Annotated in this window: 15 protein-coding genes and 1 pseudogene; 9 read left to right on the top strand and 7 right to left on the bottom strand. The window is 58.4% G+C overall.

Features of this window, described 5'->3' with window-relative positions; translation table 11 throughout:
- Positions 1-64: 64 nt before the first annotated feature.
- The 4 genes from pckA to NE623_RS06375 form a co-directional block, all read right to left on the bottom strand.
- The gene (gene pckA, locus NE623_RS06390; protein WP_256271877.1) at positions 65-1,669 is read right to left on the bottom strand and encodes a phosphoenolpyruvate carboxykinase (ATP); all 1,605 of its coding nucleotides are present in this window, start codon (positions 1,667-1,669) and stop codon (positions 65-67) included.
- Between the two features lie 164 nt (positions 1,670-1,833).
- Positions 1,834-3,276 carry a C69 family dipeptidase gene (locus NE623_RS06385; protein WP_256271878.1) on the bottom strand — a complete coding sequence of 481 codons (1,443 nt, stop codon included), beginning with the start codon at positions 3,274-3,276 and terminating at the stop codon, positions 1,834-1,836.
- Positions 3,277-3,339: 63 nt separating this feature from the next.
- A complete protein-coding gene (locus tag NE623_RS06380) occupies positions 3,340-5,313 on the bottom strand; it encodes a fructose-1,6-bisphosphatase (protein WP_256271879.1) in 1,974 nt (657 codons plus the stop codon).
- Between the two features lie 170 nt (positions 5,314-5,483).
- Positions 5,484-5,951 (bottom strand): Hsp20/alpha crystallin family protein, encoded by a 468-nt coding sequence (locus NE623_RS06375; protein ID WP_256271881.1) that lies wholly within the window; start codon positions 5,949-5,951, stop codon positions 5,484-5,486.
- A 580-nt stretch (positions 5,952-6,531) separates the two neighbouring features.
- Between NE623_RS06375 and NE623_RS06370 the strand changes: the two genes are divergently transcribed.
- The 5 genes from NE623_RS06370 to NE623_RS06350 all read left to right on the top strand — a co-directional run bounded on the left by NE623_RS06370 (position 6,532) and on the right by NE623_RS06350 (position 13,846).
- Positions 6,532-7,533, top strand: a complete 1,002-nt coding sequence (locus tag NE623_RS06370; protein WP_256271882.1) for a LacI family DNA-binding transcriptional regulator — start codon at positions 6,532-6,534, stop codon at positions 7,531-7,533.
- Between the two features lie 439 nt (positions 7,534-7,972).
- A complete protein-coding gene (locus NE623_RS06365) occupies positions 7,973-9,283 on the top strand; it encodes an extracellular solute-binding protein (RefSeq protein ID WP_256271883.1) in 1,311 nt (436 codons plus the stop codon).
- Between the two features lie 138 nt (positions 9,284-9,421).
- Entirely contained in the window at positions 9,422-10,858 is a 1,437-nt protein-coding gene (locus NE623_RS06360) for a carbohydrate ABC transporter permease (protein ID WP_370866699.1), read from the top strand.
- Positions 10,855-11,754 carry a sugar ABC transporter permease gene (locus tag NE623_RS06355; protein WP_256271884.1) on the top strand — a complete coding sequence of 300 codons (900 nt, stop codon included), beginning with the start codon at positions 10,855-10,857 and terminating at the stop codon, positions 11,752-11,754. The genes NE623_RS06360 and NE623_RS06355 overlap by 4 nt, the downstream gene beginning before the upstream one ends.
- 67 nt (positions 11,755-11,821) lie before the next feature.
- On the top strand, positions 11,822-13,846 hold the full coding sequence (locus NE623_RS06350; RefSeq protein ID WP_256271885.1) for a beta-galactosidase: 2,025 nt from the start codon (positions 11,822-11,824) through the stop codon (positions 13,844-13,846).
- Between the two features lie 115 nt (positions 13,847-13,961).
- Here the strand turns inward: NE623_RS06350 and NE623_RS06345 are convergent, their stop codons facing one another.
- The 3 genes and pseudogenes from NE623_RS06345 to NE623_RS06335 all read right to left on the bottom strand — a co-directional run.
- Positions 13,962-14,957 (bottom strand): asparaginase, encoded by a 996-nt coding sequence (locus NE623_RS06345; protein WP_256271886.1) that lies wholly within the window; start codon positions 14,955-14,957, stop codon positions 13,962-13,964.
- A 9-nt stretch (positions 14,958-14,966) separates the two neighbouring features.
- Entirely contained in the window at positions 14,967-17,066 is a 2,100-nt protein-coding gene (locus NE623_RS06340) for an ATP-dependent helicase (RefSeq protein ID WP_256271887.1), read from the bottom strand.
- A gap of 94 nt (positions 17,067-17,160) precedes the next feature.
- A pseudogene (locus NE623_RS06335) lies at positions 17,161-17,409 on the bottom strand (tRNA threonylcarbamoyladenosine dehydratase); the annotation flags it as partial.
- A gap of 284 nt (positions 17,410-17,693) precedes the next feature.
- Here NE623_RS06335 and NE623_RS06330 point away from each other — a divergent pair.
- The 4 genes from NE623_RS06330 to NE623_RS06315 all read left to right on the top strand — a co-directional run bounded on the left by NE623_RS06330 (position 17,694) and on the right by NE623_RS06315 (position 23,826).
- Positions 17,694-19,187 carry a glycoside hydrolase family 28 protein gene (locus NE623_RS06330; RefSeq protein ID WP_256271888.1) on the top strand — a complete coding sequence of 498 codons (1,494 nt, stop codon included), beginning with the start codon at positions 17,694-17,696 and terminating at the stop codon, positions 19,185-19,187.
- Between the two features lie 115 nt (positions 19,188-19,302).
- A complete protein-coding gene (locus NE623_RS06325) occupies positions 19,303-19,809 on the top strand; it encodes a MarR family winged helix-turn-helix transcriptional regulator (protein ID WP_256271889.1) in 507 nt (168 codons plus the stop codon).
- Positions 19,806-22,013: an ABC transporter ATP-binding protein gene (locus NE623_RS06320; RefSeq protein ID WP_256271890.1), complete on the top strand. Its 2,208-nt coding sequence runs from the start codon at positions 19,806-19,808 to the stop codon at positions 22,011-22,013. Before NE623_RS06325 ends, NE623_RS06320 begins: the two co-directional genes overlap by 4 nt.
- Before the next feature lies 1 nt (position 22,014).
- Positions 22,015-23,826, top strand: a complete 1,812-nt coding sequence (locus NE623_RS06315; RefSeq protein ID WP_256271891.1) for an ABC transporter ATP-binding protein — start codon at positions 22,015-22,017, stop codon at positions 23,824-23,826.
- The last annotated feature ends 222 nt before the right edge of the window (positions 23,827-24,048 follow it).

Raw genomic sequence — 24,048 nt, 5'->3', positions numbered from 1 at the left:
GCAGCTGTTACACTGCGGGGGTGTTCTATTTACGCGTTAAGCAATCAAGCGGAATCGCACAAGATTACAGCTGCGGGCCGGCAGAGACCAGAGCCTTGCCGTGCTCGTTGCCCTCGTACTTAGCGAAGTTCTTGATGAAGCGGCCAGCCAGATCCTGGGCCTTGGTCTCCCACTCAGCAGCATCTGCATAGGTGTCGCGGGGATCCAGGATGCCGGAATCAACGCCGGGCAGCTCGGTGGGAACCTCGAAGTCGAAGTGAGGAATCTTCTTGGTCGGGGCCTCGTTGATAGCGCCGCTCAGGATTGCGTCGATGATGCCGCGGGTATCCTTGATGGAGATGCGCTTGCCGGTGCCGTTCCAGCCGGTGTTGACCAGGTAAGCCTTAGCGCCGGACTTCTGCATCTTCTTGACCAGTTCCTCAGCGTACTTGGTGGGATGCAGCTCCAGGAAGGCCTGGCCGAAGCAGGCGGAGAAGGTCGGGGTGGGCTCGGTGATGCCGCGCTCGGTACCTGCCAGCTTTGCGGTGAAGCCGCTCAGGAAGTAGTACTGGGTCTGCTCGGGGGTCAGGATGCTGACCGGGGGCAGAACGCCGAATGCATCAGCAGACAGGAAGATAACGTTCTTGGCTGCGGGTGCAGAAGAAATCGGGCGAACGATGTTCTGGATGTGGTCGATGGGATAGGACACACGAGTGTTCTCGGTGACGGACTTGTCAGCGAAATCAATCTTGCCCTCGCCGTCAACGGAAACGTTCTCCAGCAGAGCGTTGCGCTTGATGGCGTTGTAGATGTCGGGCTCGGAGTCCTTGTCGAGGTTGATAACCTTGGCGTAGCAGCCGCCCTCGAAGTTAAAGACGCCGTTGTCGTCCCAGCCGTGCTCGTCATCGCCAATCAGCAGGCGCTTCGGGTCGGTGGACAGGGTGGTCTTGCCGGTGCCGGACAGACCGAAGAAGATGGCAGTGTTCTTGCCCTCCTTATCGGTGTTGGCAGAGCAGTGCATGGAAGCCATGCCCTTCAACGGCAGGAAGTAGTTCATCATGGAGAACATACCCTTCTTCATCTCGCCGCCGTACCAGGTGTTGATGATGACCTGCTCTTTGCTGGTGATGTTAAAGGCAACGCAGGTCTCGCTGTTCAGGCCCAGCTCCTTGTAGTTCTCGACCTTAGCCTTGGAAGCGTTGTAAACAACGAAGTCAGGCTCGAAGTTGGCCAGCTCCTCAGCGGTGGGCTTGATGAACATATTGGTGACAAAGTGTGCCTGCCAGGCCACTTCCACGATGAAGCGGATAGCCATGCGGGTGTCCTTGTTGGCACCGCAGAAGGCATCGACAACAAACAGGCGCTTGTTGCACAGTTCCTTCTTGGCGATGTCCTTCACGACAGACCAGATCTCCTCAGTCATGGGATGGTTGTCGTTCTTGTACTCGTCGCTGGTCCACCAGACGGTGTTCTTGGAGTTCTCGTCGACGACGATGTACTTGTCCTTGGGGGAACGGCCGGTGTAGACGCCGGTCATAACGTTGACAGCGCCCAGCTCGGTGACCTGGCCCTTCTCATAGCCGGTCAGCTCAGGCTTGGTCTCCTCCTCGAACAGCATCTCGTAAGAGGGGTTATGCACGATCTCGGTCGTGCCGGTAATGCCATACTTAGTCAAATCCAGATTTGCCATGCTTACATATACCTCTTTCTCTATACTTTTGGCTGAATGGGGAACAGGGGTCTAAGTCAGCCTCCTAGTGCCCCATCCTGACATTTATTATACAAAGTTTTTGGCATAAAAGCAAGGTGGTAATCTTTTAAATTTATGTGACATTTTTGGGAAAGCGCCCAAACTCAGGCATCAGAGCGGGAGTAGGCGTTCTTCATACCGCTGCTCAGCTCAAACAGGACCTTGTTCAGTGCATCGGTAGTTTCGGCCTTGGCCATGGCGGCAAGCTCCTCATTGGCCTTGGCGCGCAGGGCAGCGCGGGCGGCGGGGTCACTCTCGGCACGCTGGGCATCATCGCAGGAGTTAATCAGGTTGTTGGCCTTGGCGCCGACACTGAGGGTGTAGCGCTCAATGTGGAACACCGACTTGGCGTAGGAGGCGTCGGCCATGGCGGCCAACAGGCGGCTGGACCAGTAGAAGTTGTCAGTCGAGACATCGCCTGTGGTGTTGGCGAGATATTCCGGCGTCGAGTCGACATTGGCGTAGAACGGCACCATCGTGTTGAAGGCGTTGGACGCAAACGCCAGCCACTCCACCGCACGGAAATCCTCCGGCACATCGGGGCGCAGCTGGATGAGCGCCATAAAGTCGTTGCGGTTCACACCGATGGGGCGGTAGATGCCCTTCTCAGCGGCGGTGGCTGCATACGGGTCATAGGGCGTGCCCTGATAATGAGACGACAGAACGTACTTTACATCTTCAGGCGTGATTTTCTTCTCGGGCACCATGCACCACGGCAGGTCATCGGAGCGCGGCGTAAAGTCGGCATCGGGGCCGTCCCACACAAAGGTGTTGGGGTTGAAATAGCGCAGCATGTACCAGCCGCGCGGCGTGTTGTAGACGTGGTCGGCGTCATCATGGCTGCCGAAGGCGTCACGCGGGTTCAGGGCGCCGTCTTGCGACAAATCGAGGTGATACTTCTCGATAAATTCGCGCAAATCCACCGCGCACATGAAGTCCTTCTGCTCGCCCAGCGCATCATCGAGGTCGAGCGTGTCGAGGCCGAGCTGGTTCGGCATGACCACATAGACGTCATCAGGCACGCGGCGGGCCATCCAGTGGTGGCCGCCGATGGTCTCCAGCCACCAGATTTCGTTCACATCCTGAAAGGCAATGCCGTTCATCTCATACGTGCCGTACTGCTCCAGCAGGCTGCCAAGGCGGCGGACACCCTCGCGGGCGGAGCGCACGTAGGGCAGCACGAGGTAGACGATGTCCTCCTCGCCGATGCCGCCCTTGACCAGCGGGTCAGCGCCCAGCACACGCGGGTTGGAGGTGATGGTCTCGGTGGCGGTCATGCCCACGTTGGCCGCATTCACGCCGCTGGCCGCCCACAGACCCTTGCCTTCCACAGCGTTGGGCACGGCGGTCATACGCAGGCCGTTCCCGGGCAGGGGAATCTCCACGCCCGAAATCACGGACTTATACACCGCGGGGTAGTCCTGCGGCTGAAAAACAACGAATTTTTTGGCGGTGAAATGGCCGGAGCCGGAATCGTCGTTGCGGGCAATCATCGTGGAGCCGTCATACGACGCGTTCTTGCCGACCAGAAGGGTAGTGCAAGCCATTTAGAACATCTCCTTATTTTATGTACAATCTTATTATAGACGCATGGAAGAAAAATGCAACCATCACTGCTCCTGCGCCACGCCCTGGGGAATCACGCCGGTCTGGTAGGCCTCGACGAGGGCACACAGGTCGCGAATCAGCGCCTGCTTGCGCCCGCCCTCGTCGGTGTCGCGCACCAGAATCCGCTGGGGCGCGGTGTAGATGTATTCGCTCTTGCTGGCAATGTCCTCGTCCTCGTGGATGGCCTTGTCCACGCTCTCAAACGGCTGGTGGGTGCGCAGAATCAGCCCACGGGAGTTGTAGACCAGCGTGTAGCCCGCAATGCCGGTGCGGCGGTGGTAGGCGCGGCAGAAGCCGCCGTCAATGATAATCAGCCGTCCGCCGCCCTTGATGGGGCTTTCGCCCTCGATGGCGCGCACCGGCACATGGCCGTTGACGATGTGGCTTCCCTCGCCGGAGAGGCCGAATTCGCACAGGATGTGCTCCGCCGTGCGCGGGTTGGCGATGTGTTGGTAGTAGGGGTCTTTGACCTCCACATGGGTGGCGGGGTCGGTGATGTAGAGCCGCTCAAAGGTGGTCATGGCGCTGCGGCCGAACAGCGGCGACTTGGCCCCGCACCACAGATACCACAAGAAATCCTGCCCGGCCAGCCGCGCCGGGCTGCCCTGCGGTGCACTGTAGCCCTGGCGTGCGCGGCGGTCACAGTAATCAAACAGCTGCTTGCCGCTGCGGACCACGCCCTCAAAGGTGATGGCCGCAAACGCGCCATCCTCGGTCATGGGCACCGCGCCGTGGTACAGCAGATTGCCGTTGCACATTTTGTAGAAAGCACCGTGCGCGTAGAGGAACTGCACATGGCGCTGCAGGCGCTCACTCTCGGCAAAGCTGCGCACCAGCTCGGCCACAATCTGCGCTTCATCGTCGGTCAGCGCCGTGGAGTTGGCCGGGTCCACGGTGGGGAAGTCGCAATCCAGAAGGGGATAGGTCTTGCCGAAATAGTCCACCGTGCCCGCTTCAAAATCAATGTGGTTCAAAAAATCGCGGCCCGCCAAATCAAAATCCGGGTTGCGGGCAATGACCTGTGCCTCCAGCTTGAGCATCATCACGGTCACGGCCTTGTGCATCCGTGCGGCGGCTGTCAGATCACCGGCAGCGGTGCGCGGGTCGGCGTGCGGAATCCAGCGCGAGACATCGCTTTCCGCGTAGACGTGCTGCGCAAAGCGCTCCAGCCGACGCAAACTGATACCGTAGCCGCCCTCGAGCGTATCCAGATTGTTGTAGGCGAGTGTGGTTTTCAGCACGGTCATAATGCACAGCGGGCTGCCCGCCGCGGCGCCCATCCAGACAACATCGTGATTGCCCCATTGGATATCCACCTGATGGTGCGCCATCAGGCTGTCGAGAATCCGGTCGGGACGCGGGCCGCGGTCAAACAAATCGCCCACAATGTGCAGCCGGTCGACCGCCAGCCGCTTGATGACCTCACAGAAGCGGATGATATAGGCATCCGCACGGTCATAGCGTATAATGCTCTCGATGATTTCGCCGTAATACTGGTCCTTATCGTGGTCCTCAAAGTGGGCGTGGAGCAGCTCATCGAGGATGTAGCCGCAGTTCTGGGGCAGGCAGCGGCGCACATGGTCGCGAGTGTGCTTGCTGGACACAAACCGGCACAAATCAATCAGCCGCAGCAGCGTCTGGCGGTACCAGGCGTGCAAATCCTTCTGGCGGGCCTTCAGCTCGGGCAGCTTCTGGTTGGGGTAGTAGACCAGCGTGGCCAGCTCGGCGCGCTCCTCGGCGGGGACACCGGTGCCGAGGACGGTGTCGATTTTCTCACGGATAACGCCCGATGCGCTGTTTAAGATATGTACAAACGCTTCGTGCTCACCGTGCAGGTCGCTCATAAAATGCTCGGTGCCCTTGGGCAGGCGCAGCAGGGCCTCGATGCGGATAATCTCACTGGCCGCCGCCGCGACCGTCTGGTATTTTTGCGCAAGCAGACGCAGATAGCGCAGATGTTCGTCAGAGTATTGCACGGGCAGAACCTCCCTGTACTTTTATTTCATCTATATGGAAGTATAGCACATTTGCGGGCAAAACAAAAGGCCGCAGCCCAGAAAAGCTCCGGGCTGCGGCCTTTGATTCAGCTATTCTTTTGCGGGTGCGGCAATTGCCATGCCGTACACTGCGTTTGCGCACTGCACAATTACTGGATTTCAATCATTGTGGGCTTCGGCTCCTGCTTCTTGGCCTCTGCCTTGGGCAGATGCAGGCTCAGGATACCGTTTTCAAACTTAGCGGCAATGTCGGTGGGCTCCAGCTCTTTGCCAACATAGAAGCTGCGGGCGCAACTGCCGACAGCGCGCTCCTGACGGATGTAGCGGCTCTCCTCGTTATTCTGGTCAAGCTCCTCACTGCGCTGGGCGCTGATGGTCAGGTAACCATTCTCAAGGTCGAGCTTGATATCCTCCTTCTTGAAGCCGGGCAGATCCACAAAGACATCGTAGCTGTCCTTGTTTTCGCGCACATCGGTTTTCATCACATTGGCGGCGTGTTTGCCAAACACATTACGGGGCTCAGCGGCACGCATGGCGCGCTCAAAATCGTGCTCCCATTCATTGCTGAACAGGTTATCCATCAAACCATCATTGAACATATACGGAACCATCATCATAAGTCATTCCTCCAATTTTCATCGGCTGCACGTTCTTGTAATCATGCGGTTGACTTTTGAAATCATTATTTTGTTTGTCCGGGTCTGCGGTTCTTTCGTTCCGCTTTCCCTTGGAACGCCTCTATAATAGCACTGAAAATTAGCACTGTCAAGTACAGAGTGCTAATGTTTACAGGTTATGCAATGTTTGTTCACAAAATATGCAATGTTTTAAATTTATAGACGATATTACGCGCTTTTTTGTATCATCTTCATCAGCCTCTGTGGAGCGCACCCGTAAATACTGCCAGCGGGCCGATGCTTGGCATCGGCCTCTACAGCAAGCTTTTCAATCAGCTTGTAGGGCGGGGTGGCCCCACCCCGCCGCAGCCTTGCGTGGCCGCCCATCCCCCGGGTAAACCACCCATCCAATCTATTTATTATCTCTTATTCCTTATCTACTATTTGTATTTCTGCCTGCCAAACTTTCTCTTGTTTTTTTGTGCGCTTTGCGGATTGACAGACCCGCAAAGCAAGGGTATGCTTGAAATATGCGCAACACGTTCGCGCAACTTATTGCAGGAAGGGGGATGCCTACCGTATGTCCGGCACAGGCAGCTCCATGAAAATTGCCGAGATTGCAGACGCGCTCGGCGTATCCAAAACAACGGTATCGCGTGCTCTTTCCGGGAAAGGCCGTGTGAGCGAGGAAACCCGCGCCAAGGTTTTTTCCTACGCAGGCCTGACCAGCACCGATACCACAGCGCCGCGCACCGTGCCGCAGGGCCCAACGCATAACCTGTCTTTGGTTATCCCCAAGCACTTTGTACGCCTTGATTTGCCGTTTTTGCGCAAATGTATGGGCGGCATCTGCACAATGGCTGCGCAGCGCGGCTATGATTTGCTGCTCTGCTACGTCAGTGAGACTGACACCGTCCAGCTGGAGCGCCAGCTGGACAGGCACAAGGTGGACGGCGTCATTCTCTCGCGCACGATATTCAACGATCCCAGCGTGGATTTGCTCAAGCAGTACGGCGTACCGTTTGTGGCCATCGGCCGCATTGATGACCCGGATATTCCGCAGGCCGACAATGACCAGACCGGCGCTGCCTGCGAGATGACCCGCCTGCTTTTGCAGCTGGGCACGCGGCGGATCGCCTACCTCGGCGGCAGCGGAACTTACACGGTCAACGCCGACCGCCTGCGCGGCTTTCTGCGTGGGCTGGCCGAGTTCGGCATCACCGCGGACCAGTCGCTGATACGTACTGGACTGGAGAGTGACGAGCAGCGCACCGATGCGCTGGAGGCCGTGCTGGAGCGCCACCCCGACTGTCTGCTTTGCTGTGATGACCGGCTAGCGTTTGATGTGGTGCGGGAGCTGCGCGCGCGCCACATTCACATTCCGCAGGATTTGCGCGTGGCCAGCCTGTATGACAGCGAGCTTCTGGTTGGCGTAACACCGTCGATTTCGGCGGTTCAGTTTGACGCCGAGCGCATCGGCTCGACCGCCTGCCGTATGCTGCTGGACACGCTGGCCGGCAAGGATATTGCCAAGCGGCAGCTGCAGGGGTATCAGGTTATCCTGCGGGAGTCCACCAAATAAAATGCTTTTTGCACTGTCCCGGTAACCACCGGGGCAGTTTTTTTGTGGGGCAACGCCGTAGGGGCGGGGCTCTGCTCCGCCCATGGCAACCACCCGATATATGCTGTTTCCGGGAAACGTTGCGCAGCGTCCGATTACAAAATAGTTACAGCAACGTCATATATGCCGTTTTTGCGCCGCGAAAAATTGGACATCTGCTCAAAAATGGTCTTGCACAATTCAAAAGTTGCGCAAGTTGCGCACAAAAAAGCGTCGAATCTCCGGTTTCAAGGGTCAAATCCACCAAATTTTCCAGCAAAAAACACTGGAATCTGTACATTGACACTTTGCGAAAAATCCTGTATCCTAGGGAATGTAAAGCGGATGCGCAAATGGGTTGCGCAGCACCGCGGATAGAATTCTATTTTAAGAATTTTTATTGAAGAAGGAGAACACTACTATGAAAAAGCAAATCAGCCTGGCCCTGGCCGGTGCAATGGCTTTGTCCCTCGCCGCTTGCGGCGGCTCTGCCAGCACTGCCACCTCTACCCCTGAGGCAGCTTCCGCTGCCGAGTCCACCGCAGCTTCCACTGAGGCTGCAGCTGATGGCGACGTTCTCGACCAGGCTGCTGCCGCTGCCTTCTCTCAAGACGTGACCCTGACCATGTGGGGTGCTGAGGAGGATCAGGATCTGCTGCGTGAAATCAGCGACAAGTTCATCGAGAAGTACGGCAACTACGGCGGCAAGATCACCATCAACCTCGGCGCTCAGTCCGAAAAGGAGGCTAAGGATACCGTCCTGACCGACCCCACCGCCGCTGCTGACGTTTTTGCTTTTGCCGATGACCAGCTGAACGAGTTGGTTAAGGCAGGCGCCCTGCAGGAAGTGCAGCTGAATGCGGACGATGTCAAGAGCCGCAACACGCCCGCGTCTGTCGATGCTGCCACGGTCGATGGCAAGCTGTATGCTTACCCCCTGACCGCTGACAACGGCTACTTCATGTTCTACGACAAGAGCTTCTTCACCGAGGACGACGTCAAGAGCCTTGACACGATGATGGAGAAGGCAGCCGCCGCAGGCAAGAAGGTCTCCATGGACGTGGCCAACGGCTGGTACCTGTACAGCTTCTATGCTGGCGCCGGCTTGAACCTGGGTCTGGCCGATGACGGTGTCAACACCGTCTGCAACTGGAACGAGGCTCCCGGTGCTGATGTCACTCAGGCTGTCATCGATATCTGCAAAAACCCCGGTTTCATCTCCCTGAAGGATGAGGAATTCACCGGTAAGCTGAAGGATGGCACTCTGGTTGCCGGCGTCAACGGCACCTGGCGTGCAAACGACGCTGCTGAAGCTTGGGGCGACAACTACGCCGCCTGCAAGCTGCCTACTTATACCTTGAACGGTGAGCAGGTTCAGATGGCTTCCTTCTCCGGCTTCAAGCTGATTGGTGTCAACCCCCACAGCGCTAACGTCGGTGCTGCTATGCTGCTGGCCGACTTCGTTACCAACGAAGAGAACGAGGAATTGCGCTTCAAGGAGCGCGCACAGGGCCCCTCCAACACCAACGCTCTGGCAGCCGCTTCTTCTCCGGCTCTGACCGCTGTTGTTGACCAGTCCGAGTACGCTAACCTGCAGCGCGTTGGCGGCAACTTCTGGGCTTCCGCTGAGACCCTCGGCTCCATCTGCGTCAACGGCAACCCCGATGGCAAGGACACCCAGACTTTGGTCGATGACGCTGTCGCCGGTATCACCGCTCCTGTTACCCAGTAATCTCTGCTCCTATCTATAATAATTAATAAAGAAATGATCTGATAAGACAGCCCGCTTGTGATAGAAAACGTCCGATGCAAGCGGGCTGTTTTATCCGTATGATTTATGAAGATCGTGTGAACGAAAGGGGACTTCGCTGTGGCGAAAACTGCAACGCGAGCCATGCCGGGCGAGAAGAACTTCTTCCAGACTTTTGGGAAAGCCTTTGTAAAAGGCGATATCTTTACCAAAGTTTCGTTCCTGGTATGGGGCCTTGGCTATATCGGTCACGGCCAGCTGATGAAGGCGCTCCTTGTCACCCTCGTGGAGGGTCTGGGACTTTACTTCCTGGCATTTTACGGTGCGCCGAACCTTGCTAAATTCGGCACGCTGGGCACTGTCAAAATGGAGATGGTGTTCGACGTTACGACGATGAAAAACGTCGTGAACAATTACGATAACTCCTTCGAGATCCTGCTGATGAGCATGATTAGCTTCGTGGTCATTGCCGCGCTGATCGCGGCCGCCATGATGGTGGTCACCTCCAACTACCAGCTGCAAAAAATCCGCGCAGCGGGCAAAAAGACGAACAGCTTCTTACAGGACATCAACGTCTACCTGAATGAAAAGTTCTATGTCACGCTGCTGACTCTGCCTGTGCTGGGCGTTGTGGTATTTACCATCGTGCCGCTGTTCATCCTGATTGCGGTCGCGTTCACGAACTATGACCAGCAGCATATGCCCCCGAACGACCTGTTCACCTGGGTGGGCCTGACCAACTTCTTCACGCTGTTTGGCGGCGGCGGTATGACCTCGACCTTCGGCTACTCCTTCGCCAAGGTGTTGACCTGGACGCTGGTCTGGGCGTTCTTTGCCACCTTTACCACCTTCTTCGGCGGTATCCTGCTGGCCATGTTCATCAATGACCAAAAGACCAAATGCCCGAAGCTCTGGCGTACCCTGTTCATGGTGACCATCGCCGTGCCTCAGTTCGTTACGCTGCTTCTGGTACGCAACTTCTTCTCCAACAACGGCATCTTCAACACAATGATGGCCAACGCGGGCGTCACCGACTTCCTGCACAACATCGGCCTGCTTGACAAGGGCCTTTCCTACATTCCGTTCCTGACCCAGCCCAGCTGGGCTATGTTCACCATCATTATGATCAACATCTGGATTGGCGTGCCGTACCAGATGCTGATTTCTACGGGTGTGTTAATGAACATTCCCGCTGACATGATCGAGGCCGCCCGCATCGACGGTGCGAATCCGGTGCAGATGTTCTTCCGCATCAAGCTGCCCTACCTGCTCAGCGTGCAGGGACCGTCGCTCGTCACGGACTTTGTCAGGAACGTCAACAACTTCAACGTTATTTACCTGCTGACCCAGGACGTGTTTGTCACGAACAACCAGCAGCTGGCCCAGTCCAACGCCAAGGAGATCGACCTGCTGGTTACATGGCTGTTCCGCTTGACGCAGGAATACTACAACTACAAGATGGCCGCTGTGCTGGGCATCATGGTGTTTATCGTCTGCGCAGTGTTCACCGTTGTGTGCTTCCACTTTATCAATAAGAAGGAGGCGACGTTCTCTTGAGTACCACTACCATCAACGATGCCGCCGTGCAGAAACAGCTCAGACAGGGCCGCGTCAAGAAAACAATTTTCTCCATCATTCGCCATCTTATCCTGGCGCTGCTGGCCTTTATCTGGCTGGTGCCCATTGCCTGGCTGCTGCTGACCTCCTTCTCCACCGATAAGGGCATCAACTTTACCCGCTTTGTGCCAGAAGGCTTTACCCTGTGGAATTACACCAGCATTATGACAGCGCCGGACTCCGTTGCACAGTTCCCTCGCTGGTTCATGAACACCCTGGTCGTGGCCTGCTTTAACTGCGTGATCTCCACCTGCTTTGTGCTGATGGTGGCTTACGCCATAAGCTGCTGCCGCTTCAAGGGCCGCAGGCTGCTGCAAAACCTGTCCGTCACGGTCAACCTGTTCCCGGGCGTTCTGGCCATGATTGCCGTCTACTTCGTCTTGAAGTACATGAACCTGACGAATTCCTACGCGGGCCTGATCATGGTCTATGCCGGTTCCTCCGGTTTGGGCTACCTGATCTGCAAGGGCTTCTTCGACACGGTTCCGGTTTCCCTGCGTGAGGCCGCCAAGCTGGACGGCGCTTCGGAAGCGCGCATCTTCTTCCAGATCGTTATCCCGATGTCCCGCCCGATTTTGGTGTACACCATTATCAACTCCTTCCTGATGCCCTGGACCGACTTTGTTATGGCAAAGATGATCCTGAACTCCGGTGTCAGCACGGACTGGACGGTTGCCATCGGCCTGTACAACATGCTGCAAAAGGCTCTGATCAACAGCTACTTCTCCCGTTTCTGCGCGGGCGGTGTGCTGGTCGCCATCCCCATTTCCATCCTCTTTGTCATCATGCAGAAATTCTATGTCGAGGGTATCACCTCCGGCGCGGCAAAGGGCTAATCAATATCTTATCCAACGCTGCCCCGCAAGGGGCAGCGCTTTTCTGGAATAAAGGAAAGGTTTATCTATGAAAACAATCACCAAGGCCCCCATCCTGATGCGCGGCGGGGACTACAACCCCGACCAGTGGCTTGACCGGCCGGATATCCTGGAAAAGGACATCGAGATGATGAAAAAGGCCGGCGTGAACACCGCCACGCTGGGCGTTTTTGCTTGGGCTAAGTACGAGCCGCGCGAGGGAGAGTATGATTTCACCTGGCTTCGCGAGACGATGGACCGCCTGTATGCAGCGGGCATCTACACCGAGCTGGCCACCCCCTGCGGCGCCAAACCGAACTGGATGGCCCGCAAGTACCCGGAGATTCTGCGCGTGCAGGCCAACGGTGTGACCGACCATCAGGGTATGCGGCACAACGCCTGCCCCAGCAGCCCTGTCTACCGCGAAAAAGTCCGTCTCATCATTGAAAAGCTCGTCGAGGCTGTCGGTGACCACCCGGGGCTGATTCTGTGGCACATCTCCAACGAGCTGGGCGGCGACTGCTACTGCCCCCGCTGTCAGGAGCGCTTCCGCGTATGGCTGCGCGAGAAGTACAAGACCATCGACAATCTGAACCACGCGTGGTGGACTGGCTTCTGGAGCCACCACTACAATGATTTTGACGAGATTGACCCGCCGTTTGAGAACGGCGAGCAGAGCCTGCTGGGCCTGAAGCTGGACTGGCGGCGCTTTACCACATGGAATATGACCGACTACGTCCACAACGAGACGGCCCTGCTGCGCAAGCTGACCCCGAATGTGCCCATCACCACCAATCTGATGGAGTATTTCCCCGGGCTTGACTATCACGTGCTGCAGAAAGAGCTGGATTTTGTCAGCTGGGACAGCTACCCCCACTGGGGCCGCCCCGACCGCAGCATCACCACCACCTTTGCCATGACGGCGTTCGACCACGCGCTGATTCGCGGCTGCAAGCGGGATGTCCCCTTCTTCACGATGGAGAGCACTCCGAGCCTTGTCAACTGGCATGACTACAACAAGCTCAAACGCCCAGGCGTCAACCGCCTGCAGGGCCTGCAAACGGTGGCCTGCGGTGGTGACGGCGTGCAGTATTTCCAGTGGCGCAAGGGCCGCGGCGGCACTGAGCAGTGGCACGGCGCGGTGGTAGACCACGATGGTCGCGATGACACCCGCGTCTTTAAAGATGTGACCGACACAAATGCCGCGCTCAACGCGCTGACGCCGGTAATCGGCAGCCTGCCCCGCGCAGAAGCCGCCCTGATTTTTGACTGGGACAGCCGCTGGGCGCTGGAGGATGCCTGGGGTATGCAGATCAAGCAGAAGAATCTGCGCGAGACCGCCTGCGCCCTGCATGAGCAGCTGGGCCGCTGCGGCGTGGATGCCGACGTCATCGGCGTGGAGGAATCCCTCGACCGGTACAAGCTCGTGGTGCTGCCGATGCTCTATATGGTCAAGCCGGGCTTTGGCGATAAAATCCGTCAATACGTTGAAAATGGCGGTGTGGTCATTGGCACCTACCTGCTGGGCTATGTCAACGATGCCACACTGGCATGGCTGGGCGGCCTCCCCGGGGACGGCCTGCGGGAGGTTTTCGGCATAACCGCCACCGAGCTCGACACGCTGTATCCCGGGGAGAAAAACACCGCCATCTTTGCCGATGGCAGCCGCGCCGACATTCAGGATTACTGCGAGCTGCTGGAAACAGCCGACTCCACCGAGGTGCTGGCCACCTACGGCGAGGATTTCTATAAGGATCACGCCGTTGCCACCCGCCACGCCTTCGGCAAGGGCACAGCCTACTATATCGCCGCCCGCATGGACGCCGCAGGCAACGCCAAGGTGTTCCGCGCCGCCATGGAACAGGCAGGCTGCACGATGCAGACCCTGCCCGACGGTGTGGAGTACCACTGCCGCGAGGACGAGCGCGCAGTGTACCACTTCTACCTCAACACCACCGAGACGGACAAGACCGTCACCGTTCCCGCAGGCCTTGACCTGCTGACCGGCAAGTCCGTCAGCGGCGAGGTTACGCTGGGCCGCTATGGCGCCTGCGCCGTGGAAGTGCTGAAATAAGCAAAAAACAGCAGCCGCACGATTTTCATCGTGCGGCTGCTGTTTTTTTACAACATTATTGCAGGCAACCCCCCGGGGGGGGCAACGCCCCCCCCCTACCGTGTAGCCCCCAAAATCATATACTGTCCATCTCCACCGGCGTTTCAAACAGGCGCATGGCCTCGGTGCGGTCGGTGGTCTGGCCAAGCGCCCACATCAGCTTGACGGCCACGGCCTCGGGGGTCATATCGCGGGCCTCCAGCACGCCGGGCAGCTCGCCCACGGCGCGGCCCACCTCATACACAGCAAGGTCGCAGCCCTCGTGCGGGACCTGCGTGGTGAAAACCGCCAGCCGACCACTTTCACACCAGCGGCGCAGCTCGGCAAACATAGCACCATGCTCACCGCCCGGCAGGCCGCCGACGCCGAAGCTCTCCAGAACAAGCGCACGGTAGTGCGGGGCCAGCATCGGGATGATGTCGGCCCGCATCCCCGGCACAAGGCGCAGCACAAAGACCGATGGGTCGAGCTTTTCATAGAACTGCACCGGCGGCAGCTCTGCCGGGCAGCGCAGGAAGGGGATGAGCCGCGTGTCCCGGAAAACCGCCGTCTCCGGGTAGTCAATGCTGGAAAACGCATTGAAGCTGCGGGTGCGGGTCTTGCGGGCGCGGGTGCCCAGAATCACCTTGTTGTCAAACACCAGCTGCACGCCCCACGCGCCGTCACTGACCGCGTAGACAAAGGCGCGGTACAGATTGTTGCGGGCGTCCGTGTCGCGGTTGTAGATGGACTTCTGGCTCCCGGTCAGCACCACAGGCTTGGCGCTGTTCTGCACCATATAGCTCAGAGCGGCGGCGGTGTAGGCCATCGTATCGGTGCCGTGGGCAATCACAAAACCATCGTAGGCACTGTAATTTTCCCGGATGCAGGCCACGATGCTCTGCCACTGCGCCGGGCCGACATTGGTAGAGTCCAGATTAAAGAGCTGCACCGCGTCCACACTGCACAAATCGGCCAGCTCGGGCACGCAGGCCAGCAGCTCCTCCGATGAGATAGCCGGGGCCAGCCCGCCCGCTGCGGTGGGGCGGCTTGCAATCGTGCCACCGGTGGCAAGGAGCAATATTTTTTTCATGAAGTAACCTCATTCTTTCCACATCAGATGTCGTTCTGCCACAACGCCCGCGTCCAGCGTGCGCACACCTGCGGCAAAACGCACGGTTACGCGGGGGCCGCTGACGCTTTCCACCGTGCCGGAGCCAAACACCGCATGGCGCACATGGGCGCCAACCTCGGTGATGGCGGCAATGTCTATCGGCGGCAGCGGCTTGCGCACCGGCGGCGGGGCAGGGCGGTGGCCCGCGGGCTCCACCTCCTGCCGGCGGCGGTGCCCTGGCAGCTGGGAGAGTACCTCGCCGACAAAGCCGGACGGTTCAACCGCGCAGTCAAACAGCACCAGCTGCTCCCGTGCGCGGGTCATAGCCACGTAAAACAGCCGCCGGTCCTCCTCATACTGCTGGGTTTCGGCGGGCGTGCGGCAGCTCAGTTCCGGCTTGGCGGGCAGAATGCCATCCAGCACATCCAGCAGAATCACCCGGTCATATTCCAGCCCCTTGGCAGAATGTATCGTAGACAGGATAAATTTGCATCCCGGCGGCGTCACATGGTTCTGCACAAGCTGCCGCAATGCTTCCAGCCGCTTCAAAAGGGCGCGGGGGCTCGGCTCCTGTGCGCCCAGCATTTCCAGCACAGCCAGTTTGGTGCGGTCCATGCCGTTTTTGTCCAGATATTTTCCGTAGCCCAGCTCGTCAGCCACAAAGCGCACCGCGTCATTGGCTGCCATATGGGGCAGGCGGGCCAGCCCGTGGGCCACATCAGCCATGGCGGCGCGGGTGCGCGGGCGGATGCTGTCCTCATTCAGCAGCGCCGTCCAGCAGCCCTGCCCATACTGCCGCGCTTGACTGGCCGCATACAGCGCCTGCTGGCGGGTGACCGGCACACCAAATTTGAAGTAGCACCGCAGAAAAACATCCGCGTTTTCGGGGTGTGCGGCCAGCATAAAGATGTCGGTCACATCCCGCACAATCTTGTTGGTGAAAAAGGTCTGGTCCACCGCCTTGCAGGCGTAGGGCACGCCGCGGCGCTCGCACAGGTCGATGAGGGGCAAAGCACTTTCATGGTTGCGGAACAGCACCGCCGTCTCGGTTACGCAATTCTGCGCTGTCTCGAACAAAAACGGCAGCTGGTCGGCGCGGCGCAGCACGGATACAATCTGCAACGGCTCACCCTTGCCCTGCGTCGGCGTGATGGTCTTGGGGCGGCGGTAGCGGTTGCGGACCACAAAATGGTTGGCCGCCGCCAGAATCGGCTCCCGCGAACGGTAGTTTTCAGTCATAAGCAAAATCTGTGCGCCGGGGTAGGTCTTTTCAAAGTCCATCAGTGCCTGCGGGTAGGCGGCGCGGAAGCCGTAGATGCTCTGGTCCTCATCGCCGACCATAAAGAGGTTGCCGCTTTCCTGCGCCAGTACGCGGATAATTTCATGCTGCACCTTGGAGGTGTCCTGTGCCTCGTCCACGCAGAAATACCGGTACCGCTTGCGGAAGGCCGCTGCCACGGCGGGCGCAGCACGCAGGATTTGCAGTGCAAAGCAGAGCTGGTCATCGTAGTCCATCCGGCGTTGGGCCTTTAGGACGCGCTGGTACCCGCGGTAGAGTTCCGGCAGGTTCTCAACATCGGTTTCCAGCGCGTCCAGCTCGGCATCGGGCAGGCACATATTTTTGATGTAGGTGATGGCCGTGCGCAAATCCTTTAGGGTGCTCTCGGCGGGGTACTCATGGTTGATGTCCTGGCAGAGCTGCGTCAGCAGCGGGGTTGTGTCGCTCTCGTTGCGCAAAAGCTCGGGCGGGGTGCGGCCGTACATACGGCTGTACAGCGCAATAATCCGCGCCGCCACGCCGTTTATGGTGCGGAACTCCATCCGCGCCGCCAGCTCCGCCCCGAATTTTGCGGCAAAGCGGCTGCGCATTTCATAGGTGGCAGCCGTGGTGTAGGTCATTGTCAGGATGCTCTCCGGCTCGATGCCGCAGACCCGGGTCATATAGCCCAGCCGGGTAATCAGCACGGTAGTTTTGCCACTGCCCGGCACCGCCAGCAGCAGCACCGGGCCGTTGACGGCCTCCACCGCGGCCCGCTGCTGGGGGTTCAGCGCCGCCATATGGGCAGCTTCAAAGGCGGTTTTGTCCATTCGGCGGCTCCTTCCTTTATAGAATAGGACTATTGTACCATACATTCCACATAAAAGCAAAATCCCCGCCGGTTGGCGGGGAAGGGAAGTAGTATCAGATGCGGTTCAGCGCAATATCGTTGATAACCTCACCGGCGCAGATAAGCCCGGCCACAGCGGGGACATAGGCGTTGCTGCCGGGCACCTGGCGGCGCTGGGTGCACTTGCGGGCCGTGCCGGGCAGGCAGATACAATGGGTGCGGCAGCTGATGGTCATATCGTCAATCGGCGTCAGCGCCTTTTCCTTGGAATAGACCACCTTCAGGCTCTTTACGCCGCGCTTGCGCAGCTCGGTGCCGAACACTGCCACGCGGGCGTGGAACAGCCGCTCCATACCCTCCTTGCCAAGCAGTAATTGTGTGCGCGAAAACTGGTTTACCATATACGCTTCCTCTATTTTCTATTTCCCTACCATTCTTATATGATTACAAACAGCACAGCGCCGTTTGTCAACCTTACAAAATGTAAAAACATACCGCCTTTCTGCCGGTTGATTTTGTCACCCCTATGTATTGGATAAACCGGCAGGCTGTGGTACAATATGTAAGAAAGCACCTTCCCACTTGCAATAAAAAAAGGACGTTACCAATGAAACAAGGCAATTTGAATATACGCTGCACCGAGGATTACGCGGTGCTGTACTGGAACAAGCCCGCCGCGGCACCGGCCGGGGCGGAATATACGGTTTCGCTGAACGGTGAGGTCATCGGCCGCACCGACAAGACCCATTTCACCATCGAGGGGCTCAGCTACGGCAGTGCCTTCCGGGTGGACGTCGTCAGCGGCAGCTACTGCGTGGGCACCGCCACGCTGCAGTTCGGGCATGAGAAGCGCCGTATCGACATTACTGAGGCGCCCTATTTCTGCAGGGGCGACGGCAGCATCCTGAACACCGACAATCTGCAGCGGGCCATCAATGACTGCGGCGCGGACGATATCCTGTACGTGCCTGCGGGCAATTTCCTGACCGGCGCACTGCGGCTGCACAGCGATCTGGAAATCTATCTGGCCAAGGGGGCCGTGCTGCAGGGCACCACCAATCTGCACGATTACGCGCCCCGCATTCCCAGCCGATTTGAAGGCACCGAAATGCGCTGCTATTCCAGCCTGCTGAATGCGGGCGATTTGAACAGCAAAACCGGTGCGAACTGCCGCAATATCATCCTGCGCGGCAAAGGCACCATCTGCGGCGGCGGGCAGGAGCTGGCCCGCAAAATCATTGAGGACGAGCGTGCCCGCATCAAGAGCTTTCTGGACGATAATGAGGAGCTTGTCAAGAGTTGCGAGAACCATGACACGATTCCGGGCCGTGTGCGCCCGCGGCTGATTAACCTGAGCAACTGCGAGAACGTCTGGATCAGCGGCCTGACGCTGAAAAATGCCCCCTCGTGGAATGTCCATATGATTTACTGCAATGACATTCAGACTGATCACTGCCGCTTTGTCTCGGAGGGCGTCTGGAACGGCGATGGCTGGGACCCGGATTCCTCCACCCACTGCACGCTGTTTGCCAGCGAGTTTTCCACTGGCGATGACGCAGTGGCCATCAAGTCCGGCAAAAACCCCGAGGGTAACGAAATCAACCGCCCCTGCGCACACATCAAGGTGTTTGACTGCCGCAGCGAATGTGGCCACGGCATCTGCATCGGCAGCGAGATGAGCGGTGGCGTGGAGGATGTGCAAATCTGGGACTGCGATTTGGCGGAGTCCCTGTCCGGCATTGAAATCAAGGCCACCCCCAAACGCGGCGGCTATGTGCGCGGTGTCACCGTGCGCGACTGCACCGCACCCCGCGTGATGCTGCACAGCGTCAGCTACAACGATGACGGTGAGCCCGCCGCCCAGCCGCCGAAGTTCAGCCACTGCTTCTTTGAGCGCCTGACCCTGACCGGCGAGATGCTTGACCATGACCGTACCCGGCACGAGGTTGCCCCGATTGAAATTTCCGGCTTTGAGAAGGCCGGTTTCGAGACCGAGGACATTGTGTTCAAGGATATTACAATTCAAAAGCCGTCCGTGACGCTGCCGCTGGCCCTCTGCCGCGGCGTAACGCTGGCCAATATTGCCTGCGTCCAGGACTGACTTTGTGAACAATTTTTAAAACATACCAGCACCCTCTTGCACTTCCGTGCAGGAGGGTGTATTATTATCGCGTTGCAATTATTAACACCTGATAACTATTAACAGGAGGTGTATAATGTCATCCACCGAAATCCCTGATTTGAGCGGTATGCTCCGGTTTGTGGGCTGTGTGCGCGATTTGGGCAAACGCGGTATGCGCGCTGCCCTTGCCAGTGCGCCCAAATGCCGCCTTGGTATGCTGGAAAATCTGCATTTTCAGATTGAGCAGCACGGGCAGGACGGCGCTATCTATGTCTCTGTGCTGGCCCGTGCTATGCACCAGCCCATGCCGGCGGTTTCCCGCGGGCTGCGCTTTATGGAGCAGGACGGCCACATCATCCGCGAGACCGACCCATGCGACCGCCGCAAGACGCTGGTACGCATCACCCCGGAAGGAGAGCGCGCCCGCCTTGCGTGTGAGGAAGCCATCAACGCTTATTTTTCCCGCGTGATGGCGCGGTTGACGCCGGAGCAGCTGGCCCAGATGATTGCCGTGAAAGACGCCTTTTTAGCCGCCATTGAGGCGGAAAATGACGTCCTTGAGCAAGCAAATTCCAAACAGAAGGGAGAACCCCCGCAATGATAAAGATATTCAAACAGCTGGGGCGGCACTGGGCGGCCTGCCTTGCCGTGGTAGCGCTGCTGGTTGTGCAGGCCTACTGCGATTTGAGCCTGCCCGACTACACCAGCAAAATCGTTGATGTCGGCATCCAGCAGGGCGGCATTGAAAGCCCTGTGCCCGGCACCGTCCGCGACACCACCCTGCAGGCGCTGAAGCTGCTGATGTCCGAGGAGGACGCCGCCCTTGCCGAGCAGTGGTATTCCGCCCCGGACGCCGACGGCCTGCGCACCCTGAGCTCTGACGCGGACACCGCGATGACAGAGCTGGAAAGCGCCTTCACCACGCCGGACATTGTCCTGTATATGGCCGCCGCCGAGAATGCTTCCGAGCAGGCCGGCACGACCGACACTGTGACCCCCACCACCTATGACCTTGACGCCGTGGCCACCCAGTTTTCCGCCATGGCACAGGCCCCCGGTGCGCGGGAGATGCTGCAGACCCAGCTGGCCAGCGCCATTTCCTCGCTGGATGAGAGCGTGGCCGACAGCCTTTCCAGCCAGGCCATGCTGCTGGTAGCGCTGGAATATGACGCGCAGGGCATTGCCCACGATGTGCAGATGCGCTATCTGCTGCACACCGGCGGCGAGATGCTGGCCCTCACGCTGCTGATGGTGGCCGTGGCCATCGCCGTCGGCTTCATTGCCTCCCGCGTGTCGGCCTCGATTGGCCGTGATTTGCGCCGCGAGGTGTTCAGCACGGTGGTCGGCTACTCCAATGCCGAGATTGAGAAATTCTCCACCGCGTCCCTGATTACCCGCACCACCAACGATATCCAGCAGGTGCAGTTCGTCTGCGTCATTCTGCTACGCATGGTGGCCTACGCGCCCATTCTGGGCATTGGCGGTATTCTGCACGTGGCCAGCGGCAACACCGGGCTGGAATGGATTATCTTTGTGGCCGTGGCCGCACTGCTGGTGCTGATTATCTTCCTGATGAACGTGGCCCTGCCGAAGTTCAAGCAGATGCAGACGCTGGTTGACCGCCTGAACCTGGTCAGCCGCGAAATCCTGACCGGCATTATGCCCATCCGCGCCTTCAGCCGGGAGCGCTTTGAGGAAGAGCGCTTCGACAAGGCCAATACCGATCTGATGAAAACCCAGCTCTTCACCAACCGCACAATGGTTGCCATGATGCCGTTTATGACCCTGATTATGAACGGCACCAGCCTGCTGATTGTCTGGTTCGGCGGCAAAGCGATGGACCTTGGCACGATGCAGGTCGGCGAGATGATTGCCTTCATCACCTACACGATGCAGATTGTCATGTCCTTCCTGATGCTCTCGATGGTGGCCGTTATGCTGCCCCGCGCTGGCGTGGCCGCCGACCGTATCGACGAGGTCATTAAGACCCCCGCCACCATCCACGACCCCGCCGCGCCCAAGGCCCTGCCGCAGAACGGCACCAAGGGTGTGGTTGCCTTCAACGATGTCAGCTTCCGCTATCCCGGCTCTGATGAGGATGCGCTGGAACACATCAGCTTTACCGCAAAGCCCGGCGAGACGACGGCCATCATCGGCTCCACCGGCTGCGGCAAGTCCACGCTGCTCAACCTGATCCCGCGCTTCTACGATGTGAGCGAGGGCAGCGTGACGATTGACGGCGTGGATGTGCGCGACCTGCCGCAGGCGCAGCTGCATGACCAGCTGGGCTACGTGCCCCAGAAGGGTGTGCTGTTCAGCGGCACGATTGCCTCCAACCTGAAGTTCGGCGGCGACCACATCACCGATGCCGATGCCCGCGAGGCCGCTGAAATTGCGCAGGCGACCGAGTTTATCACCGCCAAGCCCGAGGGCTACGAAAGCACCATTGCGCAGGGCGGCAGCAACGTTTCCGGCGGTCAGAAGCAGCGCCTTTCGATTGCCCGCGCCATCGCCAAGCATCCGCAGATTTATCTGTTTGATGACAGCTTCTCGGCACTGGACTACAAGACCGATGTAGCGCTGCGCCGCGCTTTGAAAGAGAAAACCGACAACGCAACGGTCATTATTGTGGCACAGCGCATTTCCACCGTGCTGCACGCCAACCAGATTCTGGTGCTGGATGAGGGCCGCATCATTGGCAAGGGCACGCACGCCCAGCTGATGGAGAGCTGCCCCGAATATCAGGAGATTGCCCGCAGCCAGCTGAGCCAGAAGGAACTGAATCTGCAGAAGGAGGGTGAGTGATATGCCAAGACCCGGACGCCCCACAACCGAGTGCGCCAAGGATTTCAAGGGCACGCTGCGTCAGCTGCTGACCGCCATGAGCATGTATAAGCTGTCGCTCATCGTGGTTGTTGTATTTGCCATTCTTTCCACCATTTTCAACATTGCAGGGCCAAAAATCCTTGCAAAGGCCACCACCGCGCTGGCCACAGGCTGGATTGCCAAGCTGCGCGGCACCGGCGGCATCGACTTTACCTATATCGGCAAGGTACTGCTGTTCCTGCTGGCCATGTATCTGCTTTCCGCACTGTTCAGCTTTATACAGGGCTGGATTATGAGCGGCCTTTCCCAGAAGGTCTGCTATGACTTCCGCGACCAGATCAGTAAAAAAATCAACCGCCTGCCGCTTGCTTACTTTGAAAAACGCACCGTCGGTGAGGTGCTTTCCCGCATTACCAACGATGTTGACACGCTGGGGCAGAGCCTGAACCAGAGCGTGACCCAGCTCATCACAAGCGTCACCACGATGATTGGCGTGCTGATTATGATGCTCTCCATCAGCCCGAAGATGACGCTGATCGCCCTGCTGATTCTGCCGGTATCGCTGGCGCTGGTGCTGGTGGTTGTCAAATTCAGCCAGAAGTACTTCAAGGCGCAGCAGGCCACGCTGGGTGTTGTCAACGGCCAGGTGGAGGAAGTCTACTCCGGCCACAACGTCATCAAGGCCTTTAACCGCGAGGCCGCCGTGCTGCAGGATTTCAACACCGCCAATGACAAACTCTATGAATCCGCATGGAAATCCCAGTTTCTGTCCGGCCTGATGCAGCCCATCATGAACTTTGTGGGCAACCTCGGCTATGTGGCGGTGGCCATTGTGGGCAGCATCTTTGCCGCCGCGGGCACCATCACCATCGGTGATATTCAGGCCTTTATCCAGTACGTCAAGAACTTTACCCAGCCCATCCAGCAGCTGGCGCAGGTATCTAATATGCTGCAGAGCATGGCTGCCGCCGCCGAACGCGTCTTTGAGTTTCTGAACGAAGCGGAGGAGGATCAGCAGGCTGACCCGGCCCATCGCGCCAACCCCGCCGACATTGACGGTCAGGTCACCTTCGACCATGTCAAATTCGGCTACACGCAGGAAAAGACAGTTATTCACAATTTCAGCTGCGATGTCAAGCCCGGCCAGAAGGTGGCTATCGTCGGCCCCACAGGCGCCGGCAAGACCACGATGGTCAAGCTGCTCATGCGCTTCTACGATGTGGACAGCGGTTCCATCACGCTGAACGGCCACAACGTCCGCGACTTTGACCGCTGCGCCCTGCGCGAGGGCTTCGGCATGGTGTTGCAGGATACATGGCTGTTCAAGGGCACCATCATGGAAAACATCCGCTACGGTCGACTGGACGCCACCGATGAGGAGGTTATCGCCGCCGCAAAGGCTGCCAATGCAGACCACTTTATCCGCACGCTGCCCGGCGGCTACCAGATGGAACTGAACGAGGACGCTTCCAACGTAAGCCAGGGTCAGAAGCAGCTGCTGACGATTGCCCGCACGATTCTGGCGGATAACCGCATCCTGATTCTGGACGAGGCGACCTCCAGCGTGGACACCCGCACCGAGCAGCGCATCCAGACGGCCATGGACCGCCTGATGGAGGGCCGCACCAGCTTTGTCATTGCCCATCGCCTGTCCACCATCCGCGATGCTGACCTGATTCTGGTTATGCGCGACGGCGATATTGTGGAGCAGGGCACCCACGACGAGCTGATCGAGCAGGGCGGCTTCTACGCCGATTTGTACAACAGCCAGTTCGAGGATGTAACGGCTTGACAATTTGACGTAAAGAAGTTATAATACAAATAGAAAAGAGCACTGCGACAAGCGGTTCGGCTTTTCGGTTTTATGTTCTAAGCATTATACTAAGAACCGTCACCGTGCCGGGTGGCGGTTCTTGCGCTTTTTGATGATGATTGTCACCGTAAAGATGCCAACATGAATCGTAATACGCATCTGCTTCACCTCCTTTCGGAAGTGAAAGCCGAACCGCCTGCC

Origin of the sequence: Gemmiger formicilis (genome assembly GCF_024462815.1) — a bacterium.
Classification (GTDB): Bacteria; Bacillota; Clostridia; order Oscillospirales; family Ruminococcaceae; genus Gemmiger.
The sequence above is the reverse complement of the archived record's forward strand: the minus strand, read 5'-3'. Positions and strand labels throughout refer to the sequence as shown.